The organism is Methylophilus aquaticus, assembly GCF_030769565.1.
Classification (GTDB): domain Bacteria; phylum Pseudomonadota; class Gammaproteobacteria; order Burkholderiales; family Methylophilaceae; genus Methylophilus; species Methylophilus aquaticus.
The window spans coordinates 147,459-160,454 of the sequence record NZ_JAVCAP010000002.1; the positions used below are offsets into that span (position 1 = coordinate 147,459).

The window sequence follows — 12,996 nt, forward strand, 5'->3', positions numbered from 1 at the left end:
TTGTTAAGTCGAAAACGAAACGATAGGAAGTCGCGATGCAAGTCAAAGTGAAATGGATCGATGGTGTCAGCTTTGTCGGGGAGTCGGAAACCGGCCATGCAGTTGTGCTGGACGGCGCGCCTGAAAATGGCGGGCGCAATATTGGCATGCGGCCAATGGAAATGCTGCTGATTGGGATGGGGGCCTGCACTTCGTTTGATGTGGTGACTATTCTGAAAAAAGCCCGGCAACCGATTGTCGACTGTGTCGCAGAAATTTCTGCTGAACGCGCAGATACGATTCCGAAAGTATTCACCAAAATCCATGTGCATTTTGTTGTGACGGGTGAAGGGCTCAACGAAACGCAAGTTGAGCGGGCAGTGAAACTGTCAGCCGAGAAGTACTGCTCGGCCAGCATTATGCTGCAGAAGGCATGCGAAATTACGCATGATTTTGTGATTCAAGCACCCAGTTTTGAGTAAGCGATGACTATTCCAGCAGGCATGATAGGTATACGCCATGTGGCCTTGTTTATAAAGGATCTGGAAGCTGCGGTAGATTTTTATACCCGCATCGTCGGCATGCAGATTGAATGGCAGCCTGATCCGGATAATGTGTATTTGACCAATCAGGGCGATGTGTTTGCCCTGCACCGGGTGGAGTATAAGGCAGACCCCTTACAACGACTCGACCATATTGGCTTTGTGCTCAGTGATGCACCGTCTGTGGATGCGTGGCATGCCCATATGGTGGCGCAAGGCGTGCGTATTACCGAAGCACCTAAAAGCCACCGGGACGGTTCGCGCGGGTTTTACTGTCTGGATAGCGTTGGCCATTTGCTGGAGTTTATTTACCATCCCCCCATTGTCCGCCACGGCCAGTTGCAGACCTGATGTCTGCGGGGAATAAAGCCAGCCAGTAAAACAAAAAACGCAGGTTTCAAACCTGCGTTTTTTTATTCTGTAATCACTGTCATCGACAGTGTCTGTTCTTTATCCAGTACCATCAACAAGCGGTCAATATTGGGGTGTTTGCCAGGATGATTTTCGGCATCTTCGGTATGCTCGGCATACAGGGCCAAGCCCTCTACCGCTGCATCGGTGTTGATCTCGCCATACAGTTTAAACAGATGGTGATACACCTTGATCGAGCCTTGGGTGCCAGGTTTGTTTTCAATCGCCCCAGCTGGCTGGTTTGCTGCATCATACAGCTCAATGCGTTTAACATGGTCTGCAGCGTCGAGGGTCAGTAAATTGTCACTAAATTTTTGCATGGTTAACTCTGGTTGATACTGAAATATTACAGGCGATAAGCCGTGTGTGTCATGACCTTTGAAGCCAAGCGCATGACCCGTTTTAAAGGGCCTGGCAGTGCAGCACCGCCTAATTGTTCCGCGGTATCTGCATGCTGCTCTTCGTCTGCTTTCATTTGCGCCACAATCGCTCTTGAAGCATGGTCCTGCGGTGGCAACGTGTGCAGGTGGCTGTCAAGGTGGGCAGACACCTGATGTTCTGTTTCGGCCAGAAAGCCGAGGTTCCATTTGTCGCCCAGCAAGCCAGCGGTGATGCCCATGCCAAAGCTTGCGCCATACCACAACGGATTCAACAGGCTTTTGCGTCCGCCGAGCTCGGCAATCCGTTGCTCACACCAGGCCAGATGATCGACTTCTTCACGCGAGGCTTGTTTGAGTGCTTCGACATGAGATGGATTACGAGAGAGCAGTGCCTGGCCACTGTACAAAGCCTGTGCACAGACTTCTCCGACATGGTTTATCCGCATCAGGGCAGCCGCATGCTGGCGTTCGCTATCAGACAGCGTGCTGGATTCAGTCGCTTGCGGGCAAGGACGGCTAGCGATTGCGGAGCTAAATACGGTGCGCAATCCCATGTCCAGTACAGAAATGACTTTATCCAATGTTAACGGTGGCAAGGCTGACATGAATGACTCCAAATGAAACTGCACCCGTTATTCGTGCAATATGACAAATGCTGCATAAAGCGGCAATGCAGACCTGCATTGCCGCTGATGTATTACGGTTTTGCGGCGCTGACCTTGGCTGGTTCAGGGGCCTTCAATACAGGCTGGCCTTTGAGCAGGTTGAGAGCTTGCATAAACTGGAAGTCATCCTTGCTGGCCGGTTCAATCGGGCCGCGTGTTTCGGCATGTTTTTCTTCTTTCAGTTTGTCTGCAGCGGCTTTTGCTTTGGCATCATCGGCAGATTTGTCAGCATTGGCTTTGCCTTCGTTCGGGTTTGACAGGTGGCGCTTCAGATCGGCCTCGTGCAAACTCAGGCTAGGGTCGGAGCCATCGTCAACATTCATGTCTGGCACGATGCCCTTGGCTTGAATCGAGCGGCCATTTGGCGTGAAATAACGTGCCGTTGTCAGTTTGATGGCACTGCCATTGTTCATTGGCAGAATGGTTTGTACCGAGCCTTTACCAAAACTCTGGATGCCCATGATGGTGGCACGCTTGTGATCCTGCAAAGCGCCAGCCACAATTTCAGAAGCAGAAGCCGAGCCTGCGTTAATCAATACCACAATGGGCACGGATTTGAACTCTTCCGGTAAATCTTTCAGGTAGTCTGACTTGCCACGACGCGCATAATCCATTGGTGTGGCTGTCAAGCGCATTTTGGAATCTGCAACACGGCCTTCTGTATACACAACCAAATCATCTTTAGGCAGGAAGGCAGCAGACACGCCGACTGCGGCATCCAGCAAGCCACCTGGGTTATTACGCAAATCGAGTACCAACCCTTTTAGCGGCGTCTTATTCTCTGCACTCAGTGTTTTCAGCGCTTTGGCAAGGTCCTCACCAGTACGCTCCTGGAACTGGGTAATACGTACATAACCGTAGTCCTGTTCAATCCATTTGTTTTTAACGCTTTGTGCCTTGATGATCGCACGGGTCAGTGTGAATGTCAGCGGCTTGTCTTCGCCTTTGCGGACGACAGTCAGTACTATCTTTGTCTCAGGGACGCCACGCATGCGTTTAACGGCATCATTGAGGCTCATGCCACGCACTTGGGCATCATCAAGTTTTATGATGAGGTCACCTGATTTCAGCCCCGCTTTGTAAGCAGGGCTGTCTTCAATCGGGGTGACCACTTTCACCAGTCCATCTTCCATGGCGACTTCAATGCCAAGGCCGCCAAACTCGCCTTGTGTACCAGCTTGCAGCTCTTTATAAGCATCGGCATCCATGAACGTGGAGTGTGGGTCCAGACCTTGCAGCATGCCTGACAGAGCCTCATTAATCAGTTTTTTATCTTCAACTGTCTCAACATAGTCAGATTTTACCTTGGCAAATACTTCAGCAAACACTCTTAGCTCATCTATAGGGAGTTGAGCTACGGAGGTTTTATCTGCCCAGGCAGAGATGTTGAGGCTTACCAGGATGCCAATAAATACGCCAGCGCCGATTAAGCCGAATTTTTCAAATTTGGAACGCATAAAGTGCCTTGTGTGATCGAGTAAGCGAAGAATGTTACTTTGTTTAGGGTCTGCTTGCATGTAAATGCTATCAGCTCGTTTTACAGAGTGAGGAAATTAGAGTTAAGTTCATTTTCCGCTATTTCAATAAAATTGACTATACTTAAGTAGAAAATTAATGAGCCGGTTAAAACCATGCAAAAGCCTATCGTAGAAATTGAATTTTGTACACAGTGCAGATGGTTATTGCGTGCAGCATGGCTGGCGCAAGAACTGCTGACCACTTTTGAATCTGATCTTGGATCGGTTAACCTGATCCCCGGGACCGGAGGGGTGCTGGATGTGCGTTGCGACGGGCAGTTGATTTTTTCACGTAAAGCAGCCGGGCGTTTTCCTGAGTCCAAAGAGCTCAAGCAGATGGTGAGGGATTTGATAGATCCTGACAGGCCACTCGGCCACAGTGATACAGCAGTAAAGCCAATGCTGGAGTAGCTGCCTGCTGGCGCGGGTCGCTACTGACCGGACGCTTCAGCTTCCAATCGCTTTGCACCGTTGTAGCGTGTACGCCAATAACGTTCGTCCATGCTTTCGATACGTACTTGCGCACCGGCGCGGGGGGCGTGAATAAACTGGTTGTTGCCGACATAAATACCTACATGCGAAAAGGCGTGTCTAAGTGTGTTAAAAAACACCAGGTCCCCTGGCTGCAGCTCTTCACGTTTGACAGCCTTTCCCATGTCACTGATGGTGCGTGCGGAAGGCGGCAGGGAAATTTGTGCGGCATGCTTGAACACGTATTGTACAAAGCCACTGCAATCAAAGCCGGTTTCAGGGCTGCGGCCCCCGTATTTATAGTCAACACCAGTCAGGCTCAGCGCGCGAATCATGATCTCTTCTACTTTTTCTGACCATGAACTGCTCACGCCATCCATACTGTCCAGCACGTCTTCCTGCTTGTAGCTGTAAGCCGTCTGCCAGCGTTTGTCATCGCCCAGCACAGAAGCGCCTGAGGGAGAGCCCCCTGGCGCGGCAATGCTTTTGCACTGGCATAGCAATATGCTCACAAGCAGGGCAATGCAGCGAATCACAGGTTTTTTGATGGCGCTCATTATATAGAGTGATAGGTGAGTTAATAGCACAAGGTTAACAGGAATCCGTCATATGGTAAAACGCACCATTAAAAAGCTAGCCCACTTAACATTGCCATAAATGTGCTTTGTATGCAAGCATGGCCCGTTACGATGTCAGGGCAATGGTGCGATTCAAATAAGTTTTTGGTGATAAAAGCCCAAGCTGATGAGGATGTAACGTGGGATAATTATGTCATGTCTCTTTCACAACAAGTGATCACTGTCTTTTCTGAAAATGGTGCTCTGGCACAGGCCATGCCAGATTTCAGAAGTCGTCCACAACAGCAAGAAATGGCCCAGGCCATTGCTGAGGCTATAGAGCAGCAGCAGCAACTGGTGGCGGAGGCCGGCACTGGTACTGGCAAAACCTATGCCTACTTGGTCCCGGCATTGTTGTCAGGCGGCAAGGTGATTGTGTCAACCGGCACCAAAACACTGCAAGACCAGTTGTATCAACGCGATTTGCCCGCAGTGCGCGAAGCGCTGAAAGTGCCGGTAACTGTGGCCATGCTTAAAGGGCGTGCCAACTATATCTGTCATTACCATTTACAGCGTGCCAGCCAGGAAGGGCGCTTTCAGTCACGCGAAGATGCGCAATATATTCCCATTTTACAAAGTTTTGCCGAACATAGCCAGAGTGGCGACAAGGCCGAGCTGGTCGAAGTGCCGGAACAGGCTACTGTCTGGCAACAGGTGACCTCAACGCGTGATAACTGTGTTGGTCAGGATTGCCAGTTTTACAAGCAATGCTTTGTCATGGAGGCGCGTAAGCAGGCGCTGGCCGCAGATGTGGTGGTGGTCAATCACCATTTGTTTTTTGCCGATGTCATGCTGCGCGATGAGGGCGTGGCCGAGTTGTTGCCGAGTGCCAATACGGTGGTGTTTGACGAGGCCCACCAGCTGCCAGAAGTGGCCGGGCTATTTTTTGGTGAGGATATTTCCACCTCGCAATTGATGGACTTGGCGCGTGACAGCCAGATGGCCTATCTTACGCTGGCAAAAGATTGTGTCGCCCTGAGTGAAGCCGTGCCACCCCTGGAAAAAGCCTGCCGCGATTTTCGCCTGGCGTTTCAGTTTGAAGGCGCGCGCATGCCCGCGCAAAAAGCATTGGCGCTGAAAAACTTTACCGAATGTTATCAGCGTATGCTTGAAACCTTGGCAGACTTGACCAAAGTGCTGGAAACGCAGGCCGGACGCGATCCGCTGCTGGAAAAATGCTGGCAGCGCGGAGAAGCCTTGTTGGTATTGCTGGCCGCATGGCTCAAAGGCGACCATGCAAACCTAGTGCGCTGGGTGGAAGTATTTAGCCAAAGCGTGCAGTTGCATGCGACCCCGCTGAGTGTTGCCGATGGCTTTGGCAAACAGCTCAATGCCCAGCCCAGGGCCTGGATATTTACTTCCGCCACGCTGGCTGTCAAAAGTGATTTTAGTCACTACCAAGGGCAAATGGGCTTATTGTCGGCGCAAACCCGCTACTGGCAAAGCCCGTTTGATTACGATCAGCAAGCCCTGCTCTATGTGCCGGAAGGCATGCCGGAACCGAATAGCAGTGCCTATGCCGCAGCCGTCGCTGCCATCAGCCTGCCAGTGATTCAAGCCAGCCAAGGGCGCGCATTCGTCCTGTGCACTTCACTCAAAGCCATGCGTGAAGTGCACGCCTTGCTCAGGCAGGCCTTTGAAGAGCAAGGCGTGGCCTTTCCCTTGCTGATGCAGGGCGAAAGCAACCGCACCGAGCTGCTGGAACGTTTCCGCACCCACGGGAATGCCGTGCTGGTTGGCTCGCAAAGTTTTTGGGAAGGGGTTGACGTACGTGGTGAAGCACTTTCCTGTGTGATTATCGACAAACTGCCGTTTGCGCCACCTGATGATCCGGTGTTGTCTGCCCGCATCGACAAGATGAATGCCGAAGGTAAAAATGCTTTTATGGAATACCAACTGCCGTATGCTGTGATTACGCTGAAGCAGGGCGCTGGACGCTTGATTCGTGACGAAAGTGATTCCGGTGTGCTGGTGATTTGTGACCCGCGCCTGGTTGATAAGCATTACGGGCGAAGGATCTGGCAAAGCTTGCCGCCGTTTAAGCGTACGCGCAAACTAGACGAAGTTGAGGCCTTTTTTGCCCGTGAAGCAGCCACTATTGACACATGATTCAGATCGCGGAAACGGAGTACACACTGACCGCTATTCGCGCGCAAGGTGCAGGTGGGCAAAACGTGAACAAGGTTTCATCCGCGATACATTTACGCTTTGATATTGCTGCTTCATCACTGAGTGTCTGGCTAAAAAATCGGCTGCTTGAGAGTAAAGATCACCGGATTACCGCCGACGGTGTGTTGGTGATCAAGGCGCAGCAATACCGTACGCAGGAGGCCAACCGAAAAGATGCAGTCAATCGCTTGCATGCGGTGGTGAATGCCGCCAATCATGTGCATGCCACACGCTTTGCGACGCGGCCAACGCGCGCTTCGCAAAAGCGGCGGGTGGCAGGCAAGATACAGCGTGGGGTCATTAAGCAAAAGCGAGGCAGGGTGGTGGATGATATTTAGAGGCGCGGATACCATGGAAATGTATGTAGGCGGATATGGCGTTCCTTAACGACGTGCTGGTAAAAGGAAACGCCATTTAAGCTCGCACAAGATTACGAGCGATAATCTGCATTAATCTTCACGTAGTCGTAAGAAAAGTCGCAAGTCCAAACCATGGCATTGGCGCTGCCACGGTTGAGTACCACGCGCACCAGGATGTCACTTTCTTTCATCACTGCCGCGCCTTGCTCCTCCCTGTAACTTGCGGCACGGCCACCTTTCTCGGCCACTAGCACATCGCCCAGATACAATTGCATGGTATTGACGTCCAGATCGTCAATACCTGCGTAGCCAATGGCCGCCAGAATCCGACCGAGATTCGGGTCAGAAGCAAAGAATGCAGTTTTAATCAGTGGTGAATGCGCAATGGCATAAGCTACTTTGCGACACTCTTCCACATCTCTACCGGCTTCTACCTGAATCGTCATAAACTTGGTCGCGCCTTCGCCATCACGCACAATCGCTTGTGCCAGCTCAATCGCCACGTCGGTCAGTGCGTCGCGCAATACTGAGAAGTCAGCACTTTGTTCGGTGATTTGCGCATTGCCTGCCTGGCCAGTGGCCATCAATATCAGGCTGTCGTTAGTGCTGGTATCGCCATCGACAGTGATGCAGTTAAAGGATTTGTTGACGGCATATTGAATAATGGCATCCAAAGCGGACTGCGAAATGGCGGCATCGGTCGCGATATAGCCCAGCATGGTCGCCATATTCGGGTGAATCATGCCAGAACCCTTGCTGATGCCGGTAATGGTCACGGTTTTGCCATCGAGTGTGAGCTGACGCGAAGTGCCTTTGGCCACAATGTCGGTCGTCATGATGGCTTCGGCGGCATTGAGCCAGTTATCTGCCTGCAGATTGGCCACCGCTGGCGGAATACCTGCCAGCAACCTGTCCATAGGCAGCGTTTCAAGAATTACGCCGGTAGAAAACGGCAGCACTTGCTCAGGGCTGATATTCAATGCCTGTGCGACACCAATACAACTGGCGAGCGCGTCATCCATCCCTTGCTGGCCAGTCCCTGCATTGGCGCACCCCGTATTCACCAGTAACGCACGGATACCTTTGTTCGATTGCAAATGCGCTTTACATACCGTCACGGGGGCGGCACAGAAGCGGTTGAGGGTAAACACACCGGAAACGCTGCTGCCCTCGGGCACGGTGATCGCCAGCACATCTTTACGGTTGGGTTTACGGATGTGCGCTTGGGCATAGCCCAGATCTACGCCTTTAACAGGCAGCAAGGTATCTGCCGCTGGGGCAGTGAGTTTTACGGGCATTCTGGTTCTCTCATCGGTTTCATCATCAATCAGGCTTATATTTTACAAGAGAATTGTGAAAGAAAATTTCCTTTTAAGCGCACGCACAATTTGTGCTGTTTGCTTCTAATTGATTCATGCCGATGTGGTAATCTTTTAATTGTTAAAACTTGATAGGAAAGCGAGTCTTAACAATGACTACAACTTACTCTATGGAAGAAAAATGAAAAAAATAGTTTTGATGGTGTTGATGCTTGGCCTTGTTGGCTGCGCGACTGTGCAAAAACCTGTAGCGCTGGATGATCATTTTTGGGAAAACCGTAAGCCTGTGATTGGCTTGGCCAAGTCGGTAGTGCCCAAGCCTGATGCATTTATGACTGGCAATATGGGTTTACTTGATATCGCGATTAATCGTGGCAATGCAAAATCGCTGATCACGCATCTGGAAAAGATGGATTACACCAAGGTGCAGACAATTGATAAAGAATTTTCTGCGCAATTACAGGAAAGAGGATTTCAGGTTAAAAAAATTGATCAGGCCATCGATTTGCAAAAAATGCAAAAGTTTTCAGGTAAATCAGAGACTGTGCAATATGCAGAGTACGACTTCCGCAGCCTGAAATCGAACAATGTCGATTATTTATTGCTGCTGGCTGTCGAACGCGTTGGCACGGTTAGAAATTATTACGGATTCATGCCCACCGGCGCCCCGATGGCTGATTTTAAGTACAAAGGTTTTTTGGTTGATTTAAATACAAACGAACTCAAGTGGTACGTGGACGATGTCAGCAATATGCCGGTTGCTGAGCCATGGGATCAGGTGCCAGATTTTGCAAACGTCACAACAGCGGTCAATATCAATGTTGATCGCGGTATCGATAGCTTGGGAAATGCCTTTTTCGGTGGTCAGTTAAAGTAGTACGCGACGCCTCAACGTCGCTGGCTCAGTGGGCGATCTGCGACTTTGGAGCGGAGATCAACTGGGCAGCATCATAAGCAAACATCCGGCCGGCAATACGGTCGGGTGTTTCAGACAGTACAAGCAATGGATGTTTATCAATTTTACCGGTATTTGTATTTATCATTGCCATTTCCCTGACCGCTGTTTCGGGTCCTGTTTTCCATGCAGGATCTAAAAAATCATTGATGAACATTTCTACAGAGGCTTGCAGGCCATCCCTGATGGATTGTTTTAGCCGCTCTCCATTGTTTTGTGTCCAGTTGGTTTTTAATAAGCCCTTATCCTCGCTCATGATGGGATTGGACACATACTTGACCTCGGAGAGGTAGGCCGGCTTTACCTTGTCTTTGAGCCATAACCTGGGGCTGGTCTCAAAGCACAGGGATTGCAACTTGCTGTCAAAATAAAGGCGGTTCTCAAAGGTCAAAATATAGTTTTGCTTTATTCTGACCAAAAGACCCGCTTGATTAAGTGTATTTCTGGACAAGGCATTTTCGACTTCAAACTGGGTATGTGCAAAATGCTCTGCGAGTTTTTGCTGTAAGACTGCATTAAACTCCTCGCTGATATCCATCGTTTGCAGAATACTGCTCAAGTCAGCATTAAATTTTGCGGCAGCGTCGCTTTCCTTTGATTGATGGCTATTGATCAAGCTGACAGCAATCAAGGCGCCTATCAGTGAAGACACCGCATCCCCGCCTTGCACTTGCGGCGTCTGGATAAAAGTTGCATTGTGATGTGATAGCGGAAAAATGCTGAATTTGCTGGTATGCGTCATGATGTGCATAGCATCCGCTTTATCCTTAAAGCCTTCAATGTCCATGACAACCGAGTGCAAATAAGCGGCTTCTTCAGCACGGATATTAGTCGCAAGCAGCAGAAAAAAGACGATCAGTGATTTGGAGAATGATAGAGATGACATGATGTATACCGTTTAGGCGCGGCGCCAGGTCGTCCCTTGCGCCGTATCTTCAAGCACAATGCCGGCCTCGGCAAGGGTTTTGCGAATGCGATCAGCTTCTGCGTAGTCTTTGGCTTTTTTAGCGGCGATACGGGCGGCAATCATGCTTTCAACATCCACTTCGTTGTGCTCAGTCCCACCTTGCAGGAATTCCTCTGGACCGCGCTGCAGCAAGCCAAGAATAGCAGCCAGTTGTTTCAGCAATGCGGCGGTTGCCCCTGATTTGCCTTTATTCAGATCGTTGGCCAGTTCAAACAACACGGCGAGGGCTTCCGGCGTATTGAAGTCATCATCCATGGCAGCTTTGAATTTGGCCGCGTGTGGCAGTTGCCAGTCGATGGGGCTTTCGACAACATCTATCCCGCGCAGTGCGGTATACAAGCGGGTGAGCGCCTGCTTGGCGTCATCCAGGTGTTTGTCTGAATAGTTGAGCGGGCTGCGATAGTGCGCACGCAGAATAAAGAAGCGCACCACTTCGGCATCATATTTCTCCAGCACTTCGCGAATTGTGAAAAAGTTGCCGAGTGATTTGGACATCTTTTCATCATCCACGCGGACAAAACCGTTATGTACCCAGTAATTGGCCATGGTACAACCGTGTGTGGCTTCACTTTGTGCAATTTCGTTTTCATGATGCGGAAATTGCAGGTCCTGACCACCGCCATGAATATCAAAATGAGCGCCGAGATGCACTGCGCTCATGACGGAACATTCAATATGCCAGCCAGGGCGACCATTACCCCAGGGGGATTCCCAGTAAGGCTCGCCAAGTTTAACTGATTTCCACAAGACAAAGTCCAGCGGGTCTTGCTTGGCACCATCCACATCCACCCGTTCGCCCGCGCGTAAATCCTCCAGGCTTTTACCAGACAATTTGCCATAGTCGTTAAAGCTACGCACTTTGTAAAAAACATCCCCATTGTCAGCCTGATAGGCAAAGCCTTTTTCAATCAGTTTGCCTATCATGTCCAGCATGCCCTGTACGTGCTCGGTAGCCCGTGGCTCGAGATCCGGGCGGATGATGCCCAGCTTTGCCGAGTCTTCATCCATCGCGGTGATAAAGCGCTGAGTCAGGCTTTGAATGGTCTCGTTGTTTTCATTAGCACGCTTGATGATTTTGTCATCGATGTCGGTAATGTTGCGCACATAGGTGACTTCATAATCGCTGGCACGAAACCAGCGTGCCACCATATCAAACACCACCATGACGCGCGCATGCCCCAAGTGGCAAAAGTCGTAAACCGTCATGCCGCAGACGTACATACGAATTTTATGCGGGTCTATCGGTATGAAATCCTGCTTTTGGCGGCTGAGAGAATTGTATATTTTTAACATGCGGATGAGCGTCTAAAAGGGTTGAATACGTGATACACTTGAGGCGGTTTTAAGTGCTTGTGATGGTGTTAAGATAGTTGTAACTATGTAAGCGTTGCCATGTAATGTTTCGGTATAATCAGTCAGTGCCATCTGGTCTGGTTGTCAGTACTATTAAACTGGCACATCGCACCACATATCGTTGTCGAAAGCTTTTGACAGCGTTAATTGACCGGATATGATCCGTCTCTATTACAATCCAAGTATAACATATTGCTAAAATTCAACGATTGTTCAGGTAATTAACTCATGAATGCAACATTAATCAAGTATCTGCTGGCGATAGCTGTGGGTGTGGGCCAAGGTGCGGTTTTTAATAGCGGTTGGGCCGGGCAGGCCACCAATGTTGAACTGCGTGAAATTAACCAACTGTCAGAACAGGGTAATCAAGTTGCAGCCTTGGATCGAGTGAACAGTTATCTGGCGGCCAATCCTAAAAATGCCGAGGCCATGTTTATGCGTGGTGTGATTATGGTTGAGTTGGGCAAGCGCGATGAGGCTATCAAGGCGTTTACCGATTTAACCGACAAGTATCCTAATTTGCCGGAACCGTATAATAATCTGGCAGTCTTGTATGCTGATCAAGGTCAGTATGATAAAGCCAGAAAAGCGTTGGAATCCGCAATTAAAACACATCCAAGTTATGCCACTGCTCACGAAAATCTCGGGGATATTTACGCGCGTCTGGCTTCGGAAGCATATGACAAAGCACTGAAGCTTGATACGTCCAACACCCGCGCGCAAAGCAAGTTGTCTATGATTACCGATTTGTTTGGTGGGAAGCGCAGTGTTGCGCGTACCGCACCTGCTGCTGTGAACCCGCCAGCAGCAGTCACCCCTCCGGCAGCCACTGCGCCGGCTTCGAATTCACCGCCTGCTTCAACCACGGCGCCCGTAGTCGTACCACCACCCGTGGTGGCCGAGGCTAAGAAGCCGCAACAAGAGTTAAAATCTGTAGACAATAGCGAACAAGCTGTGCTGGATGCGGTGCATGCCTGGGCTGAAGCCTGGTCATCACAACATGTGGATCGTTATCTGGATAGTTATGCCAAAAGCTTTAAAACGCCGGGCGGTGAGTCTCGTCAGCAGTGGGAGTCGGTGCGTCGTGATCGTGTCAGCCGCCCTTCAAAAATTTCAGTCAAGCTGAACAACGTTGAAGTTAAAATGAATGGCGATAGTGCTGCGACGGTTTATTTCAGGCAAGTGTACAAAGCAACGGGCTTGGATGCTAACTCGAATAAAACGCTGAATATGGTAAAAGAAGGTTCGCGCTGGGTCATCAAGCAAGAGCGGGTTGGTCGTTTCTAAGCGGA

The 12,996-nt window shown here is 50.2% G+C and carries 14 protein-coding genes; 7 read left to right on the top strand and 7 right to left on the bottom strand.

All coding sequences use genetic code 11. The features are described from left to right. The first annotated feature begins 35 nt into the window (after positions 1-35). Entirely contained in the window at positions 36-461 is a 426-nt protein-coding gene (locus Q9291_RS02535; protein ID WP_306388421.1) for an OsmC family protein, read from the top strand. Between the two features lie 3 nt (positions 462-464). After that, the gene (locus Q9291_RS02540; RefSeq protein ID WP_306388422.1) at positions 465-872 is read left to right on the top strand and encodes a VOC family protein; all 408 of its coding nucleotides are present in this window, start codon (positions 465-467) and stop codon (positions 870-872) included. 62 nt (positions 873-934) lie between these two features. On the opposite strand, the gene Q9291_RS02545 is transcribed toward Q9291_RS02540, so the two are convergent. From Q9291_RS02545 to Q9291_RS02555, 3 genes are all read right to left on the bottom strand, one after another. Beyond that, the gene (locus Q9291_RS02545) at positions 935-1,252 is read right to left on the bottom strand and encodes a DUF2322 family protein (RefSeq protein WP_306388423.1); all 318 of its coding nucleotides are present in this window, start codon (positions 1,250-1,252) and stop codon (positions 935-937) included. A gap of 26 nt (positions 1,253-1,278) precedes the next feature. After that, positions 1,279-1,917, bottom strand: coding sequence for a 2-polyprenyl-3-methyl-6-methoxy-1,4-benzoquinone monooxygenase (gene coq7, locus Q9291_RS02550; protein ID WP_306388424.1), 639 nt, complete (start codon positions 1,915-1,917; stop codon positions 1,279-1,281). Positions 1,918-2,009: 92 nt separating this feature from the next. Then, positions 2,010-3,434, bottom strand: coding sequence for a S41 family peptidase (locus Q9291_RS02555; RefSeq protein WP_306388425.1), 1,425 nt, complete (start codon positions 3,432-3,434; stop codon positions 2,010-2,012). A 174-nt stretch (positions 3,435-3,608) separates the two neighbouring features. On the opposite strand from Q9291_RS02555, the gene Q9291_RS02560 reads away from it, so the two are divergent. Further along, a complete protein-coding gene (locus Q9291_RS02560) occupies positions 3,609-3,905 on the top strand; it encodes an Rdx family protein (protein ID WP_306388426.1) in 297 nt (98 codons plus the stop codon). Between the two features lie 20 nt (positions 3,906-3,925). Here the strand turns inward: Q9291_RS02560 and Q9291_RS02565 are convergent, their stop codons facing one another. Then, the gene (locus Q9291_RS02565; protein WP_370530730.1) at positions 3,926-4,513 is read right to left on the bottom strand and encodes a C40 family peptidase; all 588 of its coding nucleotides are present in this window, start codon (positions 4,511-4,513) and stop codon (positions 3,926-3,928) included. A 225-nt stretch (positions 4,514-4,738) separates the two neighbouring features. On the opposite strand from Q9291_RS02565, the gene yoaA reads away from it, so the two are divergent. Then, entirely contained in the window at positions 4,739-6,691 is a 1,953-nt protein-coding gene (gene yoaA / locus Q9291_RS02570) for a DNA repair helicase YoaA (RefSeq protein ID WP_306388428.1), read from the top strand. Then, positions 6,688-7,089, top strand: a complete 402-nt coding sequence (gene arfB, locus Q9291_RS02575; protein WP_306388429.1) for an alternative ribosome rescue aminoacyl-tRNA hydrolase ArfB — start codon at positions 6,688-6,690, stop codon at positions 7,087-7,089. Before yoaA ends, arfB begins: the two co-directional genes overlap by 4 nt. A gap of 92 nt (positions 7,090-7,181) precedes the next feature. Here the strand turns inward: arfB and argJ are convergent, their stop codons facing one another. After that, positions 7,182-8,408 carry a bifunctional glutamate N-acetyltransferase/amino-acid acetyltransferase ArgJ gene (argJ, locus tag Q9291_RS02580; RefSeq protein ID WP_306388430.1) on the bottom strand — a complete coding sequence of 409 codons (1,227 nt, stop codon included), beginning with the start codon at positions 8,406-8,408 and terminating at the stop codon, positions 7,182-7,184. Positions 8,409-8,610: 202 nt separating this feature from the next. Here argJ and Q9291_RS02585 point away from each other — a divergent pair, with 202 nt between their 5' ends. After that, positions 8,611-9,306 (top strand): hypothetical protein, encoded by a 696-nt coding sequence (locus tag Q9291_RS02585; RefSeq protein WP_306388431.1) that lies wholly within the window; start codon positions 8,611-8,613, stop codon positions 9,304-9,306. Between the two features lie 25 nt (positions 9,307-9,331). On the opposite strand, the gene Q9291_RS02590 is transcribed toward Q9291_RS02585, so the two are convergent. Together Q9291_RS02590 and cysS are read right to left on the bottom strand one after the other, a co-directional pair. Beyond that, positions 9,332-10,270, bottom strand: a complete 939-nt coding sequence (locus tag Q9291_RS02590) for a hypothetical protein (RefSeq protein ID WP_306388432.1) — start codon at positions 10,268-10,270, stop codon at positions 9,332-9,334. 12 nt (positions 10,271-10,282) lie between these two features. Continuing rightward, a complete protein-coding gene (gene cysS / locus Q9291_RS02595; protein WP_306388433.1) occupies positions 10,283-11,644 on the bottom strand; it encodes a cysteine--tRNA ligase in 1,362 nt (453 codons plus the stop codon). A 288-nt stretch (positions 11,645-11,932) separates the two neighbouring features. Between cysS and Q9291_RS02600 the strand changes: the two genes are divergently transcribed. Then, entirely contained in the window at positions 11,933-12,991 is a 1,059-nt protein-coding gene (locus Q9291_RS02600) for a nuclear transport factor 2 family protein (RefSeq protein ID WP_306388434.1), read from the top strand. Positions 12,992-12,996 lie beyond the last annotated feature (5 nt).